This window comes from Actinophytocola sp. (genome assembly GCF_035634895.1).
Lineage (GTDB): Bacteria > Actinomycetota > Actinomycetes > Mycobacteriales > Pseudonocardiaceae > Actinophytocola.
Genome location: NZ_DASQCC010000100.1, coordinates 31,237 through 51,109, shown reverse-complemented (window position 1 = coordinate 51,109; position 19,873 = coordinate 31,237). Strand labels below are relative to the sequence as shown.

Genomic DNA, 19,873 nt, shown 5'->3' with positions numbered 1-19,873 from the left:
GCGGCGGGACGCTAGGTTGGCAACATGCCAACCGCACTCGTCACGGGAGCAACGGCCGGAATAGGCGCCGCGTTCGCCAGGAAGCTCGCCGCCGAGGGGTACGACCTGGTGATCGTCGCCCGGACCAGGGAGCGCCTGAAGGAGGCCGCGACCGAGCTGTCCGACCGGCACGGCGTCACGGTCACGCCGATGACCGCGGACCTGTCCACCGCGCGGGCCCGCAGGCGGGTCGAGGACCGGCTGGCCGACGCGGAGCACCCGGTCGACCTGCTGGTCAACAACGCCGGCTTCGGCACCCGCGGCGCGTTCGCGTCGAGCGACATCGACCTGCTGCAGGCACAGCTGGACCTCAACGTCACCACCGTCCTGCGGCTCACCAGGGCGGCGCTGCCGGGCATGCTCGAACGCCGCTTCGGCGCCGTCGTGAACGTGTCGAGCGTCGCGGGCTTCTTCCCCGGCACCGGCCCGACCTACGCGGCGTCGAAGGCCTGGGTGACCACGTTCTCCGAGGGCATGGCGGCGAACCTCGCCGGCACGGGGGTACGGGTCATCGCGCTGGTCCCCGGGTTCACGAGGACCGAGTTCCACGACCGGGCCGGCGACGACATGTCCGCGCTGCCCGACGCGCTGTGGCTCAACGCCGACCGCGTGGTCGCGGACTGCCTGCGTGACCTGCGGCGCGGGCGGCCACGCTCGGTTCCCGGGTTCGCGTACAAGGCCATCACCACCGTGCCGCGACTGCTGCCCCGCGGGCTGTTGCGCCGCGTGGAGGCACGCGTCGCCAGTGGCCGGGACCGCACCTGAGTACGGTGCGAACCCTGAATTATCGGACATCGGCTGCGCTCTGACCTGCGAAGTGCGAAGCTGACCGGCATGACACAGCCACCCGGGTGGTACCCCGAACAGCCCGGCTCCACGATGCTCCGTTGGTGGGACGGACAGCAGTGGACCCAGCACACACAGCAGCAGCAACCGCGCAGCGACGCGAGCGCGTGGGAGGTCCAGGTCGGCAGTGGACCGACGCCGGACAAGGTCAAGGAACAGACGCGGCGCGCCGGCGTCGGGCAGGTCGGCTACGGCGGCGGGACGCTGTTCACCGAGCCCGTGCTCGTCGTCAACCAGAAGGTCAAGCTCATCGAGATGGCCAACGAGTACGGGGTCTTCGACCAGAACGGCCGCCAGCTCGGGTCGGTCGCCGAGATCGGCCAGAGCGCGCTCAAGAAGGCCGTGCGGTTCCTCAGCAGCTGGGACCAGTTCATGACGCACCGCCTCGAGGTGCGGGACGTCAACCACCAGCCGGTGCTGTACCTGACCCGGCCGGCGAAGCTGGTCAAGTCCCGGGTGATCGTGCAGCGACCCGACGGCCAGGAGATCGGCCAGATCCAGCAGGACAACATGATCGGCAAGATCCGCTTCTCGTACATGGTGGGCGGCCAGCAGATCGGCGGCATCCAGGCCGAGAACTGGCGCGCGTGGAACTTCGCGGTCGTCGACCACACCGGCGCCGAGATCGCCCGCATCACGAAGACCTGGGAGGGCTTCGCGAAGACCATGTTCACCACGGCGGACAACTACGTCGTGCAGATCCACCGGCAGCTGCAGGACCCGCTCGCCAGCATGGTCGTCGCGTCCGCGCTCACCGTGGACACCGCCCTCAAGCAGGACAGCCGCGGCTTCGGATGATCCGGTGGCTCGTCGGGGGAGCCGCTGTCCTCATCCCGCCCGTCGAATGTGAGAAGGTGTGGACCTGTGCGCACCCTTGACCTCTCCGCGAAGGGCGAGCTAGCCCGCCTGATCACCGAACTCGCCGTCGTCCACGGACGTGTCACGCTGGCGTCCGGCAAGGAGGCCGACTACTACGTCGACCTCCGCCGCGCCACCCTCCACCACGCGGCGGCGCCGTTGATCGGCCGGCTGCTCCGCCAGCTCACCGCCGACTGGGACTACGTGGCGGCCGGCGGCCTCACCCTCGGCGCCGACCCCGTGGCGTGCGCGATGATGCACGCGGCCGCGGCCGCCGGCGAGGTGCTCGACGTGTTCGTCGTCCGCAAGGAGACCAAGTCGCACGGCATGCAGCGGCTGATCGAGGGCATCGAGGTCGCCGGACAGCCGGTGCTCGCCGTCGAGGACACGTCCACCACCGGTGGCAGCGTGCTCAAGGCGGTCGACGCGCTGACCGAGGCCGGCGCGCGGGTGATCGGCGTCGCGACGGTCGTGGACCGGGACACCGGCGCCCGCGAGGCCATCGAGGCCAGGGGGCTCCCGTACCGTTACCTGCTGAGCAAGGACGACCTCGGTCTGTGAGCTGACCAGGAAGATACGCGGCACCCGTGCTCGTGAGGGCGTTCGACCAGGTCACGCCTCTCAGCTGATCGGTATCCAACCGCCACCAAACCCAACGGCGCTGGGGTGGGATTTCGGTTAGCTTGGCGGTATGGCGTGGTTATTGGCCGACGTCACGGTGGTTGTGCACTTCATCGCGCTGCTGTACATCGGCCTAGGGGGGTTCCTGGCCTGGCGTTGGCACAGGGCGATTTTCGTGCACGTGTTCTTCGCCGCGTGGGGTGTGATCGTCAACGTGACGCCGATCCAGTGCCCGCTGACGGCTCTGGAAAACTGGTTCCGCGGCATGCAGGGGCTGGGCCCGCTACCAGGCGGTTTCAACGAGTACTACATCTATGGCGAGATCATCCCGCGGGCACTGCTGCCGGTGGTGGGCGCCGGGGCGGTCGCGGTCGTGGTCGCGTCGTACGTGGGAGTGTGGAAGCGGTGGCCGAGGAGCCCGGTCCAACCGAGTGGGAGTTCGGCGAGCCCGTCGGTGTAGGCCCATGGGAGGGCGAGCGGCCGACGGACGACCGCTACGACCCGGTGCTGCTGGCGGAGGGTGACCGCCGCAACGTGGTCGACGCCTACCGCTACTGGCGCCGCGACGCGGTGGTGGCCGACCTGGACACCCGGCGGCACGAGTTCCACGTCGCGATCGAGAACTTCCAGCACGACCATAACATCGGCACGGTGGTGCGGACGGCCAACGCCTTCGCCGCGCAGGCCGTCCACATCGTCGGCCGCCGCCGCTGGAACCGCAGGGGCGCGATGGTGACGGACCGGTACCAGCACGTGCGGCACCACCCGGACATGGCGTCCCTGCTGGACTTCGCGACGGTCTCGGGACTGGCGGTGGTCGCGGTGGACAACACACCCGGTGCGTCTCGCATCGAGACGGTCTCGCTGCCGCGCCGGTGCGTGCTGGTCTTCGGACAGGAGGGCCCCGGCCTGACGGAGGACGCCCGCAAGCAGGCGACACAGGTGGTGTCGATCGCCCAGTTCGGCTCGACCCGCTCGATCAACGCGGGCGTGGCGGCGGGCATCGTCATGCACGCCTGGATCCGCGAACACGCGAACCTCGACACCGCCTGGTAGGCGAGGGACTGGGAGCCGGCCCTACCCCCAGCAAGGCCGGCCCCCAAGGTCAGCGGTGTGTTTCCAGCTCCCGGTCCGCCGGCTCGTCGCGGAGGATGCGGCCGTGCAGGTCCGCCATCTGAGGCGGCACCTTCATCCCCAGCTCGACCACCCGCTCGCAGCACCGCCGGTACACCCCCAGCGCCTCCGCCTGCCGGCCCGCCTTGGCGAGTGCCTGCATCGTCAGCGTCGCGACCGTCGTGTCCTCCGGTCGGTCGTGGAACAACCGCATCAGGTCCGGCACCCGGTGGGTCGCCCGGCCGAGGCGGAAGTCCACGCGGATCAGCGTCATTTCCGCGCGCCGTCGCTCCTCCAGCAGCATCTGCCGGCAGCTGTCGATCCGGTGACCCGACAGCCCTTCCAGCGGCTCCCCCTCGCACAGCGCCAGGACCGCACGCAGCCGGGCCGCCGCCGTCACGTCGTCGAGCTGGTCGACCTCCGTCAACAGCGTGCTCAGGCAGTGCAGGTCCACCTGGTCCGGGTCCACGTTCAGGCGGCACACGCGGTCGCGGTTCACCAGCGCGCCCCGGAGACCCAGCCGTGTGAGCCGGAGGCGGAATTCACCCATGTACCGGCCCAGGTCGTCCGGTGCGCTCCCCGGCGTGCCGTCCCACATCCAGTCCGACAGCTCCAGATAGGACACTGGTCGTCTGATGGTCAGCAGGAGCGGCACCACCATCCGGCGTTCCTTTTCGGTGTCCGGCCCGATCCGCACACCGTCGATGGTCGTGTCGACCGGGCCGTACAGGTGAAACATGACAGTTTTGGTAGAAAGAAAGCTTACCTCTTTCGCCATCTCTCACCTTCGGTGTTTATTGACATCATGGACGGCCAATTCGAGAGCTGGATTCGGACGCACGCCACCTTCGCCAAGAGCAGCTTCAGCGAGGGCGGTGACTGCGTGGAGGTGACCAGAACGGAGATCGTCGGAGTGCGGAACTCCAAGGATCCCGACGGCCCTGTGTTGCTGTTCACCCGGCGCGGGTGGGACTCGTTCGCCGGATTGCTGGCCAGAGATTAGCGGCGGTTGTCTTATTGGACTGGCGCGCTGCGGAGGTCATCGATAATCCCCCCCATGAAATCCTGTGCATCTGCATCGAACAACGCCATCCTGCGGAGAAGGGACCAGCGGGAGCGGTAGATCTCGACGTGCTCCGGCGCGGCCACCTTCATGTCGGCGTGAATGGTTTCGACGGTGACCCACGAGTCCTGGTGCTCGCCCTCGTACAGCACGAACCCGTGTGTGGTGAGGGTGGTGGCCTGGGCGCTCAGCGGGATCAGTCCTATCGACACGTTCTCCAGCGAGCCGATCGACATGATGCGCTCGAGCTGGGCGATCAGCAGTTGCGCCGGCCCGGGCCGCCAACGCAGCGCCGCCTCCGTGACGAGGAAGTCGAAGTGGCGGTTCGTGTCGTAGAGCGCGAGCTGCCGGTCCAGCCTGCTCGCGATCTCGGCGGCCTGGTCGGTCTCGCTGTACTGCCGGTGGAACAGTGCGATCACACGCTGCGCGTATCCCGCGATCTGCAGTAAACCCGGCACGACCGACGGCTGGAACACCGCTATCCGTGTCGCGGTCGACTCATGCTCCTGGACCCCCTCCTGCAGGTTGCCGAGACGAACCGCGGCCCCCCACGGATGCACCTCGTTGTATGCCGCCTCGGTCATTCCCGTGAGCCGCGCCTGGGTCTCGACGGACACGCCCAGCTCCTTTCCCCAAGCCGTGACCTCCGGAAGGGACGGGACGACGGCGCCCGACTCGATCCGGGACACCTTGGACTGGCTGATGCCGATGCGGTGTGCGAGCTCTCGCCCGGAGACTCCGGCGATGTCGCGCAACTTGCGTAGTTCCGTCGCCAACCGCTCCCTTCCGGTCGGCGGCGGTCCCAAACCACCCGAGGTGTCCATGCGAATCCTCCCGTCATCCAGGACCGGCGATGACCGAGATGATTCGATCTGATGCGAATCAGATCAGTTTTACCACACAAAAGTCAAGACTGAACGTGAGACTACTCAGCCGTAGGTGTAGCACTCGATCCGATGTACAGCATGCATACAGTCGACGGGCTGTGATCAGCTGATTCGCGGTGATTCGGCGCGATTCAGGCGCGCTCCATCTCGACGGGGATGCCGTTGAGCGCCGCCGTGCCGGAGAGGGCGTCAAGGAGTAGGTCGTCGGCCAGCACATTGGTGTTAACACCCGCATGTGCACGTGCGACCGCCGTGCGGGTGCCCTGCACGTCGTGACCCCAGCCGTGCGGGATGCTCACCACGCCCGGCCGGATCGTGTCCGTGATCTCGACCGGCACCTCGATCTTGCCGGCCCGCGAGCGGACCACCGCGGTGGCGCCGTCGACCAGGCCGAGCCGGGCCGCGTCGTCCGGGTGCACCTGTGCCGTGCACCGGTTCGAGCCCCGGACCAGCGGCTCGAGGTTGTGCATCCACGAGTTGTTGGACGACAGCTGTCGCCTGCCGATCAGCAGCAGCTCGCCGTTCACGGGCGTGTCCAGGGCCGCCACCAGCCGCGGCACGTCCACGGTGATCGCTTCCGGCGCCAGCTCGACGCGGCCGGACGGCGTCGTCAGGACGTCGGGCAGTCGTGGCTCGAGCGCACCGAGGTCGACACCGTGCGGCGCGGCCTCCAGGTCGGCCAGCGTCAGGTCGTACGGGCCGCCACGCAGCATGATGTCGACCAGCCGCTCCGGGCCTCGACGCTCGCCGGCCTCGACGCCGTGGCGCTCCGCCATCTGGTTGGCCACGAAGTCGTCCAGCGCCGCTAGGTCCGGCGTCGCGCCCATGCCCATCACGACGCCGGTCAGGCGCAGCAGTGTCTCCCACTCCTGCGGCACGTCGGTGGGCAGCACGGCCGGCGTCCAGTTCGCGACGTTGCGGACGGCAAGCTGGTACAGCGCCAGGTCGTAGTGCGGGCGTTCCAGGGGTGTCGGCCCCGGCAGGATCACGTCCGCGTGGCGGCTGGTCTCGTTGAGGTAGACGTCCAGCGACACCATGAAGTCCAGCCGGCCCAGCGCCTCCGCCAGCCGCCCTGCGTTCGGGGTGGACAGGCACGGGTTGCCGCACACGGTGATCAGCGCGCGGATCTGGCCGTCGCCCGGGGTCAGGATCTCGTCGGCGAGCGTCGCCACCGGCAGCTCGCCCATCACCTCCGGCAGGCCGCGGACCCGGCTGTGCCACCGGCCGGTCCGGAACTCGCGGCGCTTCTTCCCCGGCCGTGCGTTGGCCTGGCCCGCCGCGGCGAGCGGGAACATGGCGCCACCCTCGCGGTCGAGGTTGCCGGTCAGGGTGTTGAGCACGTCGATCAGCCAGCTCGCGAGGGTGCCAAACGTTTGCGTGGTCGTGCCGATGCGGCCGTACACGACGGCCCGCTCGGCGGCCGCCAGCTCGCGGGCCATGCCGCGGATCGTGTCGGCGGACAGGCCCGCGTGGGCCGCGACGGCCTCCGGCGTGAAGGGCGTGGCCAGCGCGCGGACCTCGTCGACGCCGTTGACCGGCAGGTCGCGCAGGTCGACCAGCGACTCCGCGAACAGCGTCCGCACGAGTGCGAACAGCAGCAACGCGTCCGTGCCGGGCCGGATCGCGTGGTGCTCGTCGGCCAGCTCGGCCGTGCGGGACCGCTTGGGGTCGACCACGACGAGCTTGCCGCCGCGTTCGCGCAGCTTCCTGAGCCGGCCACGCACGTCCGGCGCGGTCATCAGGCTGCCGTTGGACACGAGCGGGTTCGCGCCGAGCATCAGCAGGTGGTCGACCCGGTCGAGGTCCGGCACCGGGATCGTCAGCGCGTGGCCGAACATGTGCCCGGCGGAGAAGTGCTTCGGCAGCTGGTCGACGGTGCTGGCCGTGTAGAAGTTCCTGGTGTTCAGCGCCTTGTAGAACACGGGCCCGTACAGCGAGGTCGACGTGTTGTGCACCGACGGGTTACCGGCGTACACCCCGACCGCGTCCCGCCCATGCTCGGCGATCAGTGCGGGGAGCCTCCGGTCGATCTCCGCGAAGGCCTCGTCCCAGCCGACCTCGACGAGCTCGCCGTCCCGCCGCACCATCGGCCGCCGCAACCGGTCGGGGTCGTGGTGCAGCGCGCCCAGCGACGCGCCCTTCGGGCAGATGTAGCCCCGCGAGAACACGTCGGCGTCGTCGCCACGCACCGTAGTAACCCGGTCGTCCTCGACCGAGACCGACAACCCACACGTCGCTTCGCACAGGGGACAGGTCACAGGCGCCGTGGTCATAGCCCCAACTGTGACACAGGACGGTGACATCACTCTTCCGGCCGAGTCATCGGAATCGATTCAGCACGCACGATGGAGAGGTGACGCAGCGCCTGGACTCGGCGGAAAGTCCGCCGGAGAACTCGCCGTCCCTCTGGTGTGCGAGGGCGGCGGTGGCGGAACGGGCCGTCGTCGCTCGTCACGTGCGCCGCGTGTGGGCACTGCCCGGCACGAGGCTGGGCGTCGCCGGCTGGCCGCAGTCGGTGGGCAACCGCCTGCACGGCCACTGGAACTACTGGTGGCAGGCGCACCTGTTGGACTGCCTCGTCGACGCGCAGGAACGCCAGCCGAACGCCACCCGCGCCGGCACGATCAGCAAGCTGGTCCGGGGTATCCACCTGCGCAACTTCGGCTCGTGGACCAACGACTACTACGACGACGTAGCCTGGCTGGGCCTCGCGCTGATGCGGGCGAACGACTGCGAGGACGTCCCGGTCAGGACGGCGATGACCCGGATCGCCGCTCAGCTGCGCGCCGGCTGGACCGACCACGGGGGCGGCGGCATCTGGTGGCGGCGCAGGGACATGTTCAAGAACGTGCCGGCCAACGGCCCGGCGGCGATCCTGTTCACGCGTTGGGCGGACCGCGGTGGGGAGAAGGCCGACCTCCAGCGGGCCCGCTCGATGACCGAGTGGATGTCGCAGGTCCTGGTCGACCCGCGCACCGGCCTGCTGTGGGACGGCGTCTACGTCGAGCAGGACGGGTCGATCAAGGACATCGTCAAGGTCACCTACACCTACTGCCAGGGCGTCTACATCGGCGCGTGCGTTGAGCTGGCCGAGGGCGACTCGTCCGGCGTCTGGGTCGAGCGTGCCGAGCGCACGATCTACGCCGTGGCCGCGCACCTCAACGACGACAGGGTCCTGCGCGGCCGGGGCGGCGGCGACGGCGGCCTGTTCGCCGGCATCCTCGCCCGCTACCTGGCCCAGGCCGCGCTGCGCCTGGACTCGCCGGCCGCCGGCGTCGCGCGCGAGCTGGTGCTCGGCTCGGCCGCGGCGGCGTGGCGCAACCGGGCCCTTGCCCGGTCCGGCCCGTTGTTCGGGCCCGAGTGGTCGCAGCCGGCCCGCGTGCCCCGCTCACCGGCACACCGCCGCGTCGAGCTGGATCTCTCGGTGCAACTGTCCGGCTGGATGGTGCTGGAGGCGGCGGCCCTGCTGGAGCGCGGTTAGTGCGGGTCAGAAGCCGCCGCTGATCGGCAGGACCGCGCCCGTGACGAAGGACGCGGCCGGCGAGAGCAGCCACACGATCCCCTCGGCGATCTCGTCCGGCTGTCCCGCGCGCCGCATCGGGATCATGGGCGCGATGCGGTCGGGACGGTCGGGCATGCCGGCCGCCGCGTGCAGGTCCGTGTGCACCAGGCCCGGCGCGACGGCGTTCACCCGGATGCCCTCGGCGGCGACCTCCTTTGCCAGGCCGAGGGTCATGGTCTCGACCGCCGCCTTGCTGGCCGCGTACGGCACCCACTCGCCCGGCGACCCGCGGTGCGCGGCGGTCGACGAGACGTTCACGATCGCCCCGCCCTGCCCGCCGTACCGCGTCGACATCCGCCGCACGGCCTCGCGGGCGCACAGGAACACGCCGGTCACGTTCACGTCGAGCACGCGGCGCACCACCTCGGGATCGTGCTCGTCCAGCCGGCCCGGCGTGTTGCCGGTGATGCCGGCGTTGTTGACAAGCCCGGCCAGCGGGCCCAGCGACGCGGCCGCGTCGAACAGGCGGGTCACGTCGTCCGCGTCGGACACGTCGCCGGCGACCGCCACGGCCCGCACATTGGTCAGACCGCCGACCACATCTTGCGCGGCGGTCGAGTCGGCGGCATAGTTCACCACCACGTCGTAGCCCCGATCCGCGGCCAACCTGCACACGGCCGCCCCGATTCCCCTGCTGCCACCGGTCACCACGAGCACTCCAGTCATCCGCGCATCGTGCCACCGGCGTGAGACGTCACCGGTGCACACCGCTAACCAGCGGTTATCGCTGAGGTGGTTGCGGCATGCAGAAGATCCGATAACGGCGGGGGTTTTGTCGGAGAGCTGCGGCACTATGGCTGAGGCGGCCCGCAACCCCGGGTCGGGAAGGACTCTGATGCCCACGCTGACCGGTGTTCACCATGTCGCGCTCACCGTCACCGACGTCGACCGAAGCGTCCCGTGGTACGAGCGGGTGCTGGGGTTCGAGTCGATCGGCAAGGACGAGTCACCCTCCGGCATGCGGAAGGCCTTCTTACGCGGCCCCGGGCTCGGCATCTCCCTGACCCTCGTGCAGCACCCGGTGTCGGAGTACACGCGGTTCGACGAGCGCCGGCCAGGTCTGGACCACCTGACGTTCTCCGTGCCGGACCGGGCCGGCCTGAAGGAGTGGACCGAGCGGCTCAACGAGCACGGCGTGACCTTCTCACCGATCACCGAGGAGCACTCGGCGCCGGGCACCGAGGTCATCTCGATGCGTGACCCGGACGGCATCCAGCTCGTGCTCTGGGCCCGCCAGCCCTAGCTGGTCCTGCTCCTTGTGTGCGCGCGTGTCCGACGCTGCTCAGTCGGCCCGCTCACGCGCGGGTGACCGTGTCCTCCACCGGCGGCTTGCGCATCTCCTGCCGGTAGCGGAACACGCCGTACGCGGTCCCGCCGACGAAGAACGCGATGCTGCCCCACAGCGCCACGGCCTTGAGCCACGGCAGGTTGTCCAGCAGGCCCGCGCCGTAGTAGCCGAGCAGCACGAGCGTCGGCACCCAGGCCAGGCCGCCGATCGTCGTGGCGAACATGAACCGGCGGTTGTCCATCTTGGCCGCGCCCGCGATCAGCGGCGCCAGCGTGCGGACCCACGGGATCCACCGCGCCAGGACGATGGCCCAGAAGCCGCGCCGGTCGAGGAAGTCGCGTGCCTTGGCGAGGTTCTCGACGTTGAGCACCCGTCCGCCGCGTCGCGCGATGAGCGTGTGGCCGGCCTTGGCGCCGATGTAGTAGCCGACCATGTTGCCGACCACCGCGGTCACCAGTGCGACGACGGAGAGCGCCCACGCCTGCAGTTCCGCGTGGTGTTCGGCCAGCACGACGCCGGCTCCGAACAGCAGGACGTCACCCGGCAGGAACAGGCCGATGATGAAGGCACACTCCGTGAACACGAACCCGAGTACGATGATCCACACCATCACGGGCCCGGCGGATTCGAGCACGCCGCTGGCCACCGCGCTCGCCTCAGCCACTGAACTCACGACAGGTAGCGTACGTGTCCACTTCGGCGGCGTACGCCGAACGTGCCCGAATTCGCCCGATCTCCACCATCGTGTCAACTGGCGGTGGCGATGATGTCCTGTTCCGTGACGCCAACGGTGGAATGGGTACGCACGAAGTCACCCACATACCTGACGGCCGCCCGTCCTTCCGGGATCAGCGGGTAGAACGCCGGGAACACGTGCACCTGACCCGGCCACACCTGCAGCTCGCAGTGCGCGCCGGCGGCTCTGATGCTCTCGGCCATCCGTTCGGAGTCGCCCAGGAGGCACTCGGTGTCGCCGACCTGGATCAGCACCGGTGGCCAGCGGCGCTTGCTCGCGCCGAGCACGTTGATCCTGCGGTGGGTGAGTGAGTATGTCCCCGCGTAGCTGAGCCCGCACTCGATCGCCCGTTGGGGTGGCACGAACGGGTCACGCCGTACCGCGTCGCGTTCGGCCACCTCGGCACAGCCCAGGTCGAGGAACGGCGAGAACATGACCGCGGCGGCCGGCATGGGGACGCGGCGCCGGGACAGGTCCGCGAGCAGGCCCGCGGTCAGGTGGCCGCCGGCCGAGTCACCCATGACGGTGATGCTCTCCGGCGTGTGCCCCGTCCGCAGCAGCCATCTGTAGGCGGCGAGCACGTCGTCGGCGGCGGCCGGGAAGGGGTGCTCGGGCGCCCGCCGGTAGTCCACCAGGAGCACGGGACGCCTGGTCGCGACCGACAGGGCCGCGGCGAGGTGCCGGTGCGTGCGCCGGGACCCGAACACGAAGCCACCGCCGTGGAGGTACAGGACGACGCCGTTCGCCGGATCGGCACCCCGGCCGGTGAGCCACAACCCGTGAACGTCACCGTCCGCTACTGCCGCCAACCGGGTGCCGCGGGGCAACGGGGTCAGGCCGACGGTGTCGAAGACCTCGCGAACCAGCCGTCGCTGCGGCCAGCTCGTGACGCTCATCCGGTCGCCGATCGGTCGAAGACCGCTCATGAGCAGTTGCGCGAGGGCCCGGCTCTGGACGCTGGGGCTCGTAGGCACCGCAGGCCGCGTCATCGCACCCCCGCCCTCCTGCTCGGCAGTCATCATTGACCTGTCAACCACGATAAACGATCGAGTGGCGGATCACAGAGAATGTGGATCTCGGTTCGGTGTCACGCCTTCACCTGGTCGAGTGTTGGTCGAAGCACTCGAATTTCGCTCAAGCACCCGGTTAACGTGAGGGCATGAGCACTATCCTGGACGACCTTCGCACGGCGGTGGGGGACAGCGCGGTGCTCGTCGACCCAGATGTGACGGAGAGTTATCGCCGCGACATGATGCCGCTGGCCCCGCACGGGCGACCACTGGCGGTGGTGCTGCCCCGGACCGCGACAGAGGTGCAGGCGGTGGTCCGAGCCTGCGCGGCGGCGGCGGCGGTGCCGGTCGTGCCAAGGGGCGCCGGCTCGGGGTTGTCCGGCGCGGCGAACGCGATCGAGGGTTGTGTCGTACTGGCGATGACCAGGATGAACGAGATCGTGGAGATCGACCCGGACAACCGGCTGGCGGTGGTCCAGCCGGGCGTGGTGAACCTGGACCTGCGGAGCGCCGTGGAGAAGCACGGCCTGTTCTACCCACCGGACCCGTCGAGCTACGACTGGTGCACGATCGGCGGCAACGTGTCCACGAACGCGGGCGGCCTGTGCTGCGTGAAGTACGGGGTGACCACGGACTCCGTGCTGGGCCTGGAGGTCGTCCTGGCGGACGGCGAGATCCTGCGGACGGGCCGCCGCACCGTGAAGGGCGTGGCGGGCTACGACCTGACGAAGCTGTTCGTGGGCAGCGAGGGCACGCTGGGCGTGATCACCCAGGCGACGCTGGCGTTGCGGCCGCTGCCACAGGCCCCGGGCACGATGGTGGCGGCGTTCTCGGCGATGGAGACCGCCGGCGCTGCGGTGAGCAGGATCGTGCGAGAAGGGATCGTGCCGTCCCTGATGGAGATCATGGACGCGACGTCGATCGCCGCGGTGGAGGCCCACCTGAAGACGGAGCTGGGCGCGGGGAAGGGCTGCGCGGCGCTGCTGCTGTGCCAGTCGGACTCGGGCGGGGAAGCGGCGAGGCAGGAGCTGCGGGCGATCGAGCAGGTGTGCGAGGACGTGGGCGCCGACCTGGTCCACTCGACGTTCGACCCGGCCGAGGGATCGATGCTGCTGGCGGCCCGCCGCGCGGTGCTGCCGGCACTGGAGCTCTACGGCGCCTGGATGACCGACGATGTGTGCGTGCCGAGGAACAGGATCGCCGAGCTGATAGCCACCTGCGAGAAGATCTCGAGAGAGGTCGACCTACGCATAGCGGTGGTCGGCCACGCCGGCGACGGCAACATGCACCCCACGATCGTCTACGACGCGACCTCGGAGGACGAGTTCGCCAGGGCGAACGTGGCGTTCAACGGCATCCTGGCGGCAGGCCTGGCCCTGGGCGGCACGGTGACCGGCGAACACGGCATAGGAAAGATAAAACGAGACTGGCTGGAACGAGAGCTGGGCCCCGTCGCGATGCGCACCCATCGTGCGATCAAGGCGGCCCTGGACCCGGACAACCTGTTCAACCCGGGCTCGATGTTCTCGATGGCCTAGAGACGGCCTAGAGACGTTTGATGATCTGGGTGTCCTCGTTGGCCAGCTTCGCGGCCTGCTTCTTCTCGCGGCGGGCCTTCACGACTTCGATAACGATCGGGATGACCGAGATCAACACGATCAGGACCGCCATCGCGTCGATGTTCTTCTCGATGAACGAGACCTCGCCTAGGAAGTAACCCAGGACCGTCACGCCCGACGCCCAGAACAACGCGCCGATCGCCGAGTAGGTGAAGAACTTCCTCGCGTCCATCCGCCCCACACCGGCGGTCGCCGTGATGAACGTCCGCACGATCGGCACGAACCGGGCCATGATGACCGCCCGCGCGCCGTACTTCTCGAAGAACTCGTGCGTCTTGGCGACGTGCTCCTGCTTGAACAGCTTCGAGTTCGGCTTGTTGAACAGCGCCGGCCCGGCCTTCGCGCCGATCCAGTACCCGCACACGTTCCCCACGAACGCGCACACCGTCACCAGCACGCAGACCAGCCACAGCGGCGTCTGGATGGTCCCCGTCGCCACGAACAGGCCCGCGACGAACAGCAGCGAGTCGCCCGGCAGGAAGAAGCCGACCAGCAGCCCGCACTCCGCGAAGATGATCAGGCAGAGCACGGCCAGTGCCCAGCCGCCCATCCCACGCAGGATGACCTCCGGGTCCAGCCAGGAGGGCAAAAAGGACATCGCGTGCACGGTGGCGGCGGCGGGCGTCACACCATCGAAGGGTACGCGAGCGTCACAGGAGCGTGAGCAGCCCCACGACCGCACCCGACGCGAGGCCCAGGAGCAGCGCCAACAGCAGGACGAGCAGCATCGGCACCTGACGCGGCTCGTCCGGCTCCTCCGGGATGTGGGTCGTCACGTCCTCGGCACGAGGCAGGGTCGGCGGCAGGTCGCTCCCCGACAGCAACCCGTACCCGACCGGCGAGGTGTCGGCCGGGGCCTGCCGCGCCTGCGCACGCAGCGCGTCGGCGAGCAGTTTCTCCGGGTCGTCGGGTGTCACGTACCAGAAGGTACCCACTCGCCTCGCCGCATCACCGACACCGGGCGCAGCGCGTCGTCCAACAAGACGACATCGGCCGCGAACCCGGGGGCCAGCCTGCCGGTCACGTCGCCGAGGCCGAGCAGGGCGGCTGGTCGCGTGGACGCCGCCGCCACCGCGTCGAGCACGCCCAGCCCGCAGCTCTTCACCAGGTTCCGGAACGCCGCGTCCATGGTCAGCGTGCTGCCCGCGAGCGAACCGCCGTCCGCCAGCGTCGGCACGCCGTTCGTCACGTCGACCTTCAGCCCGCCGATGTCGTAGGTCCCGTCGCCGGCCGCCGCGGCCGCGATCGCGTCGGTGATCAACACGGTGCGGGCGGCGCCCGCGTGCCGGGCGGCCAGCCGCACGATCGTCGGGTGCAGGTGCACGAGGTCGCAGATCAGCTCGACCGTCACCCGCTCGTCGTCCAGCAGCACGCCGATCGGACCCGGCTCGCGGTGGTGCAGCGGCCGCATGCCGTTGAACAGGTGCGTCGCCACGGTCGCGCCCGCGTCCACCGCCGGCACGACGTCCTCGGCCAGCGCGTCCGTGTGGCCGATCGCCGCGAGCACACCGGCGTCGACCAGCCGCTTGACCGCGGGGACCGCACCTTCCAGCTCGGGCGCGACGGTCACCATCCGGATCGTGCCGCGGCCGGCCGACAGCAGCGCGTCCACCGAGACCGGGTCAGGAGGCCTGAGCAACACCGGGTCGTGTGCGCCGCAGCGGGCCGCCGACAGGAACGGCCCCTCGAGGTGGATGCCCGCGACCAGGCCCTCCTGGACCAGCTCGGCCAGGGCCGCGACCTGCTCGACCAGCTCGCTCACCGGCCGCGTGACCAGGCTCGCGAGCATCGTCGTGGTGCCGTGCGCGGTGTGCGAGTCGACGACCTGCCGCACGTGGGCGGGATCCGCGCTGGTGAACGCGGCGCCGCCACCACCGTGGCAGTGGATGTCGACGAAGCCGGGAACCACCCAACTGCCCGAGGCGTCGGTGACTGTCGTACCGGGGCGGAAGTGTGGCTCACCGCTGCCGAGCGCGGTGATCCGGCCGTCGTCGACGAGCAACCAGCCCGGGTCGAGCACGCCATCCGGCGTGGCGACCCGTCCCCCGCTGATGAGCTGCGCAGCCATCCCTCACCCCTCAACACCTGACGCTATTGGTCTATACCATAGCGCCTGTTGCCCGCATGGGGGTTATTCACTATATACCAATGCAGTCGCGTTATTGCCTAACGTTTCGTGGGCGCGACTAGGTGGAGAATCGCTTCCAAGCGGCTGTCAGTTAGGGGTGCGCATGATCTTCTGCAGCGCGTCCAGGGCCCGGCTGGCCGTCGACTTGACCGTCCCCTTGGAGATGCCGGCGGCCTCGGCGATCTCCGCCTCGGACAGGTCGCCGTAGTAACGCAGCACCAGTACCTCGCGCTGGCGGGGCGGCAGCTGCGACAACGCGCGCACGACCCCCTGGTGCTCGGCCGTCAGCATCGCGAGGCTCTCCGCGGACCGCGCGTTGACCTGGTGCGGCGGGGTGTACTCGCGGGCGGTCTTGCGGCGGCGCAGCACGGACCGCGACCCGTTGACCACGGCGGTGCGCAGGTAGCCGAGGGCCGCGGCGGCGTCGCGGAGGTTGCCCCAGTTGCGGTGCAGCCCGGTGAACGCCTCCTGCACGACGTCCTCGGCCGTCGCCGGCTCGTCTACCAGCAGCAACGCGAGCCGGACGAGACGCATGCGATGTGTGCGATACAGGTCCTCGAGGGTCAGCGGCGCCTGCTGGACGGGCGCTGTGGGCACGGGGAAGCTCCCCGTGTCGATCGCACGCAGATGACCGAGCGTCTGCTCGACGCTGCGTTCCGCACTGAGTTCCCCAGGCACAGGCGCACCCTACCGGTCCGCCCCGGCCGCCGTCTGTACCGTTCGCGCTATGGCCTGGTTCACGGTAGAGACCAAGTACATCGACGACCCCGGCAAGCTCGCGGACAGCCGTCCTCGCCACCGCGTCTACCTGCAGGCGCTGGTCGAGCAGGGCAAGGTCGGCGCGGCCGGTCCGTGGGTGGACGACTCGGCGGGGTTCGCGATCTACCAGGTCGCGGACCGTGCCGAGCTGGACCAGCTGCTCGCCCAGGACCCGTACACGATCGACGGGGTGGCCGCGTCCCGCACGGTCAACGAGTGGAAGCTCGTCATGGGCTCAGTAGGTGCCCGCTAGCTTCGAGTGGTCCCAGCTCACGATCTTCGTCGGCCGGCAGATCAGGCCCACCCGCTTGGGCGCCTGCAACCGGACGAACTGGCTCGCCGACGTGGCGATCTCCGGGTTGTCGTTGTACCGGTGCATGAGCTGCTGACCGATGGCCGTGATCCGCTCCACGTCGGTCACCAGCTCCACGTCGCACTCCATGGAGACGCCGCGCAGCTTCTCGTAGGAGTCGCCGGTCTCGACGAGGATCGTGGCCTGCGGCAGCCGCTGCAGGTTGGCGGCCTTCTGCGACTTGGCGAACGTCCACGTCTCGATGACCTCGCCGTTCGGCACGTACCAGAGCGCCGTCAGGTGGGGTCGCCCGTTCGGGCCGATGGTCGCGAGGTTCGCCGTCTTCCCCTCGGCGAGGAAGGCGGCGACCTCGTCAGAGGTCATCTTGATCTTGTCACGGCGCGACGGCATAACACGTTATAGCGCACCGTCGCGGCGGGCCGCAGCCTTCGCGCCGGGGCCGACCATGCTCGCCTCGACCGCGCCGCGCTTCTCGATGTCCTCGATCGCCGCCTTGTCCCCGGCCGGCACGAACCGGCGCGCCTGCCACTCGACCACGCGCGGGATCAGCGTGCGGAACAGCTTCAGCACGCCGACCCAGCCCGGCACGTGCACTGCCCGCGTGCGTTTGGCGATGCCGGCGGAGATGAGGTCGACGGCAACCGAGAGCGGATAGGTCCTGCTGGCGATTCCGCCGTTGGTGGCCCGCATCCTGCCGAACACCGGGTGCTCGTCGGCGGAGTTGACCATGTCCGTCGCGATCCAGGTCGGGTGTACGACGCCGACGTCCACGCCGAGGTGCCTGACCTCCGCACGCAGCGCGTTCGCGAACGCCTCGACGCCGGCCTTCGCCGCGGAGTAGGCCGCGTTGCCGGGGATGTGGACGATCGCAGCCGCGGACGACACGAGCAGCGCGTAGCCCTTTGACTCGATCAGGTGGGGCAGCGTCACGCGGATGGTGCGCCAGACACCCAACAGGTTCACGTTGATCACCCGCTCGAACGAGGCCGTGTCGATCGACCGGGTGAAGCCGGTGGCCGCGATGCCCGCGTTGGCCAGCACGACGTCGATCCGGCCGTACCGCGCGACGATCTCCGCGGTCACCTTCTCGAGGTCTGCCCAGCTGGTGACGTCGGCCTCCCAGGCACCGGCGTCCGGTCCGCACTCCCGCGCGACCTCGGCCAGCTCCTCGGGTTCGAGCCCGACCAGCGCCACCTTCGCGCCCTTGGCGGCCAGGTCCCGCGCGACACCTGCGCCGATGCCCCGGGCAGCGCCCGTGATCAGCACGACCTTTCCCGTCACCTTCGACATGCCATCGAACCTACCACTAGTAACTTACTTCGAGTAGATGGTAAATGTGCACGGAATGTTTACGAAGAACGGCTGTATGTCACACCCCTGGGTGACACCAGGATCGGTGACATGGAGCAGACCTACGACCGTAGATCCGTACTGCGAGTAGGCGCGGCGGGTGTGGTGCTCGGTGCGGGCGTGGTGGCCGCGGGTGCGACCGCCGCCAGCGCCGCCGAACCCGTCTTCGCGCACGGTGTCGCCTCAGGTGACCCCCTGCCAGACGCGGTCCTGCTGTGGACGCGCGTCACCCCGACCCCCGACGCCACCCCGGGTTCCGGCGTCGGCCCGACCGTCGACGTGACCTGGGAGGTCGCCACGGACCCGGCCTTCGCCGCCGTGGTCGCCTCCGGTGTGGTCGGCACCGGCCCCGGCCGGGACCACACCGTGAAGGCCGACGCGACCGGCCTGAACCCGGCGAGCACGTACTACTACCGCTTCCGGCTGGGTGGCGCGGTCTCCGCCGTCGGCACCACCCGCACCGCGCCCGCGCTGACCGCCGCCGTCGCCCGGCTGCGCTTCGGCGTGGTGTCCTGCTCGAACGTCCCGGCCGGCTACTTCGCCGCGTACCGCTACCTCGCCGAGCGCGGCGACCTGGACGCCGTCCTCCATCTGGGTGACTACATCTACGAGTACGCCGGCGACTTCAACGGCGAGGCCGTCCGGCCCCACGACCCGCCGCACGAGATCCTGACATTGGCCGACTACCGGCGGCGGCACGCGCAGTACAAGTCCGACGAGCACCTGCGGCGGCTGCACGCGACGGTCCCGATGATCGCGACCTGGGACGACCATGAGGTGGCCAACGATGCGTGGTCCGGCGGCGCCGAGAACCACCAGCCGGACACCGAGGGCGACTACGCCACCCGGAAGGCGGCCGCCCACCAGGCGTACTTCGAGTGGATGCCGGTACGCAACGAGGCGGACAAGATCTACCGGCGCCTGCGCTTCGGCCTGCTGGGCGAGCTGTTCATGCTCGACCTGCGCAGCTACCGGTCGAAGCAGGTGGCCGTCGGCAACGGCGGCACGGACGACCCGAACCGGACGATCACCGGCGCCGAGCAGATGGCGTGGTTGGAGAACGGCCTGGTCACGAGCGGCGCGCAGTGGAAACTGGTCGGCAACTCGGTGATGATCGCGCCGTTCCAGCTGCCACCGCTCTCGCCTGAGCTGCTCGGCCCGCTGGCGGAGCTGCTGGGCCTGCCGTCCGAGGGCCTGTCGATCAACCCCGACCAGTGGGACGGCTACGCGGCCGACCGCCGTCGCCTGCTCGCGACCCTCGCGGGTCATGGCGTGCGCGACACCGTGTTCCTGACCGGCGACATCCACTCGTCGTGGGCGAGCGACGTGCCCAGGGACGCGGGCCTGTACCCGCTGTCCCCCTCGGTGGCGACGGAGTTCGTGTGCACGTCGGTGACCTCGGACAACATCGACGAGATCCTGGGCGTGCCGCCGAGGACCGTGTCGCCGGCGCTGGAGTCCGCGATCCGGGTGCTGAACCGGCACATCAAGTACGTGGAGCTGGACTCGCACGGCCCGTCGGTGCTGGAGGTGACGCCTGCGGGTGCCCAGATGGACTGGTACTACCTCGCGAACAAGGCGGACCCGGCGAGCACGCTGAACTGGGCGCGCTCGTTCCGCACGCGGGCCGGCACCCAGAAGGTCCAGTCGGTGGGCACCCCGATCGGGAATTAGCCGCCGC

23 protein-coding genes are annotated in these 19,873 nt (G+C 69.7%); 11 read left to right on the top strand and 12 right to left on the bottom strand.

Annotation, left to right across the window (positions count from 1 at the left end; translation table 11 throughout):
• The first annotated feature begins 24 nt into the window (after window positions 1-24).
• The 5 genes from VET29_RS13935 (at window position 25) to VET29_RS13915 (ending at window position 3,420) form a co-directional block, all read left to right on the top strand.
• On the top strand, window positions 25-804 hold the full coding sequence (locus VET29_RS13935; RefSeq protein ID WP_324919926.1) for an SDR family oxidoreductase: 780 nt from the start codon (window positions 25-27) through the stop codon (window positions 802-804).
• A 69-nt stretch (window positions 805-873) separates the two neighbouring features.
• Window positions 874-1,683, top strand: a complete 810-nt coding sequence (locus VET29_RS13930; RefSeq protein ID WP_324919924.1) for a phospholipid scramblase-related protein — start codon at window positions 874-876, stop codon at window positions 1,681-1,683.
• A 66-nt stretch (window positions 1,684-1,749) separates the two neighbouring features.
• Window positions 1,750-2,304: an orotate phosphoribosyltransferase gene (gene pyrE, locus VET29_RS13925; RefSeq protein WP_324919922.1), complete on the top strand. Its 555-nt coding sequence runs from the start codon at window positions 1,750-1,752 to the stop codon at window positions 2,302-2,304.
• 130 nt (window positions 2,305-2,434) lie between these two features.
• A complete protein-coding gene (locus VET29_RS13920; protein ID WP_324919920.1) occupies window positions 2,435-2,824 on the top strand; it encodes a DUF2784 domain-containing protein in 390 nt (129 codons plus the stop codon).
• On the top strand, window positions 2,770-3,420 hold the full coding sequence (locus VET29_RS13915) for an RNA methyltransferase (protein WP_324919919.1): 651 nt from the start codon (window positions 2,770-2,772) through the stop codon (window positions 3,418-3,420). Before VET29_RS13920 ends, VET29_RS13915 begins: the two co-directional genes overlap by 55 nt.
• A gap of 49 nt (window positions 3,421-3,469) precedes the next feature.
• Here the strand turns inward: VET29_RS13915 and VET29_RS13910 are convergent, their stop codons facing one another.
• Window positions 3,470-4,216 carry a bacterial transcriptional activator domain-containing protein gene (locus VET29_RS13910; protein WP_324919917.1) on the bottom strand — a complete coding sequence of 249 codons (747 nt, stop codon included), beginning with the start codon at window positions 4,214-4,216 and terminating at the stop codon, window positions 3,470-3,472.
• A gap of 66 nt (window positions 4,217-4,282) precedes the next feature.
• Between VET29_RS13910 and VET29_RS13905 the strand changes: the two genes are divergently transcribed.
• A complete protein-coding gene (locus VET29_RS13905) occupies window positions 4,283-4,480 on the top strand; it encodes a DUF397 domain-containing protein (protein WP_324919916.1) in 198 nt (65 codons plus the stop codon).
• An 11-nt stretch (window positions 4,481-4,491) separates the two neighbouring features.
• Here VET29_RS13905 and VET29_RS13900 read toward each other — a convergent pair whose 3' ends face one another.
• Both VET29_RS13900 and VET29_RS13895 read right to left on the bottom strand, forming a co-directional pair.
• Window positions 4,492-5,364 (bottom strand): helix-turn-helix transcriptional regulator, encoded by an 873-nt coding sequence (locus VET29_RS13900; protein WP_324919915.1) that lies wholly within the window; start codon window positions 5,362-5,364, stop codon window positions 4,492-4,494.
• A gap of 194 nt (window positions 5,365-5,558) precedes the next feature.
• A complete protein-coding gene (locus tag VET29_RS13895; protein ID WP_324919913.1) occupies window positions 5,559-7,700 on the bottom strand; it encodes a molybdopterin-dependent oxidoreductase in 2,142 nt (713 codons plus the stop codon).
• Window positions 7,701-7,852: 152 nt separating this feature from the next.
• Here VET29_RS13895 and VET29_RS13890 point away from each other — a divergent pair, with 152 nt between their 5' ends.
• Entirely contained in the window at window positions 7,853-8,908 is a 1,056-nt protein-coding gene (locus VET29_RS13890; RefSeq protein WP_324919957.1) for a glycoside hydrolase family 76 protein, read from the top strand.
• A 6-nt stretch (window positions 8,909-8,914) separates the two neighbouring features.
• Here VET29_RS13890 and VET29_RS13885 read toward each other — a convergent pair whose 3' ends face one another.
• The gene (locus VET29_RS13885) at window positions 8,915-9,655 is read right to left on the bottom strand and encodes an SDR family oxidoreductase (RefSeq protein WP_324919911.1); all 741 of its coding nucleotides are present in this window, start codon (window positions 9,653-9,655) and stop codon (window positions 8,915-8,917) included.
• A gap of 169 nt (window positions 9,656-9,824) precedes the next feature.
• Here VET29_RS13885 and VET29_RS13880 point away from each other — a divergent pair, with 169 nt between their 5' ends.
• A complete protein-coding gene (locus VET29_RS13880) occupies window positions 9,825-10,232 on the top strand; it encodes a VOC family protein (RefSeq protein WP_324919909.1) in 408 nt (135 codons plus the stop codon).
• Between the two features lie 52 nt (window positions 10,233-10,284).
• Here VET29_RS13880 and VET29_RS13875 read toward each other — a convergent pair whose 3' ends face one another.
• Complete coding sequence (locus tag VET29_RS13875; protein WP_324919907.1) at window positions 10,285-10,950, bottom strand: DedA family protein; 666 nt, start codon at window positions 10,948-10,950, stop codon at window positions 10,285-10,287.
• A gap of 74 nt (window positions 10,951-11,024) precedes the next feature.
• Window positions 11,025-11,939, bottom strand: a complete 915-nt coding sequence (locus VET29_RS13870) for an alpha/beta hydrolase (RefSeq protein WP_324919905.1) — start codon at window positions 11,937-11,939, stop codon at window positions 11,025-11,027.
• A gap of 233 nt (window positions 11,940-12,172) precedes the next feature.
• Between VET29_RS13870 and VET29_RS13865 the strand changes: the two genes are divergently transcribed.
• Entirely contained in the window at window positions 12,173-13,561 is a 1,389-nt protein-coding gene (locus VET29_RS13865; protein WP_324919903.1) for an FAD-binding oxidoreductase, read from the top strand.
• Window positions 13,562-13,568: 7 nt separating this feature from the next.
• On the opposite strand, the gene VET29_RS13860 is transcribed toward VET29_RS13865, so the two are convergent.
• The 4 genes from VET29_RS13860 to VET29_RS13845 form a co-directional block, all read right to left on the bottom strand.
• Complete coding sequence (locus VET29_RS13860) at window positions 13,569-14,240, bottom strand: DedA family protein (RefSeq protein ID WP_324919901.1); 672 nt, start codon at window positions 14,238-14,240, stop codon at window positions 13,569-13,571.
• Window positions 14,241-14,292: 52 nt separating this feature from the next.
• Entirely contained in the window at window positions 14,293-14,559 is a 267-nt protein-coding gene (locus VET29_RS13855; RefSeq protein WP_324919899.1) for a hypothetical protein, read from the bottom strand.
• Window positions 14,556-15,710, bottom strand: a complete 1,155-nt coding sequence (gene nagA / locus VET29_RS13850) for an N-acetylglucosamine-6-phosphate deacetylase (RefSeq protein WP_324919897.1) — start codon at window positions 15,708-15,710, stop codon at window positions 14,556-14,558. Before nagA ends, VET29_RS13855 begins: the two co-directional genes overlap by 4 nt.
• 147 nt (window positions 15,711-15,857) lie before the next feature.
• Window positions 15,858-16,448: a SigE family RNA polymerase sigma factor gene (locus tag VET29_RS13845; protein ID WP_324919895.1), complete on the bottom strand. Its 591-nt coding sequence runs from the start codon at window positions 16,446-16,448 to the stop codon at window positions 15,858-15,860.
• 49 nt (window positions 16,449-16,497) lie between these two features.
• Here VET29_RS13845 and VET29_RS13840 point away from each other — a divergent pair, with 49 nt between their 5' ends.
• Complete coding sequence (locus VET29_RS13840; RefSeq protein WP_324919893.1) at window positions 16,498-16,782, top strand: YciI family protein; 285 nt, start codon at window positions 16,498-16,500, stop codon at window positions 16,780-16,782.
• Here VET29_RS13840 and VET29_RS13835 read toward each other — a convergent pair.
• Together VET29_RS13835 and VET29_RS13830 are read right to left on the bottom strand one after the other, a co-directional pair.
• On the bottom strand, window positions 16,765-17,205 hold the full coding sequence (locus VET29_RS13835) for a pyridoxamine 5'-phosphate oxidase family protein (protein ID WP_324919891.1): 441 nt from the start codon (window positions 17,203-17,205) through the stop codon (window positions 16,765-16,767). The genes VET29_RS13840 and VET29_RS13835 overlap by 18 nt on opposite strands.
• A gap of 33 nt (window positions 17,206-17,238) precedes the next feature.
• Window positions 17,239-18,132: a short-chain dehydrogenase/reductase gene (locus VET29_RS13830; protein WP_324919889.1), complete on the bottom strand. Its 894-nt coding sequence runs from the start codon at window positions 18,130-18,132 to the stop codon at window positions 17,239-17,241.
• 111 nt (window positions 18,133-18,243) lie between these two features.
• On the opposite strand from VET29_RS13830, the gene VET29_RS13825 reads away from it, so the two are divergent.
• Entirely contained in the window at window positions 18,244-19,866 is a 1,623-nt protein-coding gene (locus tag VET29_RS13825; RefSeq protein WP_324919888.1) for an alkaline phosphatase D family protein, read from the top strand.
• The last annotated feature ends 7 nt before the right edge of the window (window positions 19,867-19,873 follow it).

Coding starts and splice junctions, on each gene's coding strand:
- VET29_RS13935 (WP_324919926.1), top strand. CDS start 25: ATGCCAACCGCACTCGTCACGGGAGCAACGGCCGGAATAGGCGCCGCG.
- VET29_RS13930 (WP_324919924.1), top strand. CDS start 874: ATGACACAGCCACCCGGGTGGTACCCCGAACAGCCCGGCTCCACGATG.
- VET29_RS13920 (WP_324919920.1), top strand. CDS start 2,435: ATGGCGTGGTTATTGGCCGACGTCACGGTGGTTGTGCACTTCATCGCG.
- VET29_RS13910 (WP_324919917.1), bottom strand. CDS start 4,216: ATGTTTCACCTGTACGGCCCGGTCGACACGACCATCGACGGTGTGCGG.
- VET29_RS13905 (WP_324919916.1), top strand. CDS start 4,283: ATGGACGGCCAATTCGAGAGCTGGATTCGGACGCACGCCACCTTCGCC.
- VET29_RS13900 (WP_324919915.1), bottom strand. CDS start 5,364: ATGGACACCTCGGGTGGTTTGGGACCGCCGCCGACCGGAAGGGAGCGG.
- VET29_RS13895 (WP_324919913.1), bottom strand. CDS start 7,700: ATGACCACGGCGCCTGTGACCTGTCCCCTGTGCGAAGCGACGTGTGGG.
- VET29_RS13885 (WP_324919911.1), bottom strand. CDS start 9,655: ATGACTGGAGTGCTCGTGGTGACCGGTGGCAGCAGGGGAATCGGGGCG.
- VET29_RS13880 (WP_324919909.1), top strand. CDS start 9,825: ATGCCCACGCTGACCGGTGTTCACCATGTCGCGCTCACCGTCACCGAC.
- VET29_RS13870 (WP_324919905.1), bottom strand. CDS start 11,939: ATGAGCGGTCTTCGACCGATCGGCGACCGGATGAGCGTCACGAGCTGG.
- VET29_RS13865 (WP_324919903.1), top strand. CDS start 12,173: ATGAGCACTATCCTGGACGACCTTCGCACGGCGGTGGGGGACAGCGCG.
- VET29_RS13860 (WP_324919901.1), bottom strand. CDS start 14,240: ATGTCCTTTTTGCCCTCCTGGCTGGACCCGGAGGTCATCCTGCGTGGG.
- nagA (WP_324919897.1), bottom strand. CDS start 15,710: ATGGCTGCGCAGCTCATCAGCGGGGGACGGGTCGCCACGCCGGATGGC.
- VET29_RS13840 (WP_324919893.1), top strand. CDS start 16,498: ATGGCCTGGTTCACGGTAGAGACCAAGTACATCGACGACCCCGGCAAG.
- VET29_RS13835 (WP_324919891.1), bottom strand. CDS start 17,205: ATGACCTCTGACGAGGTCGCCGCCTTCCTCGCCGAGGGGAAGACGGCG.
- VET29_RS13830 (WP_324919889.1), bottom strand. CDS start 18,132: ATGTCGAAGGTGACGGGAAAGGTCGTGCTGATCACGGGCGCTGCCCGG.
- VET29_RS13825 (WP_324919888.1), top strand. CDS start 18,244: ATGGAGCAGACCTACGACCGTAGATCCGTACTGCGAGTAGGCGCGGCG.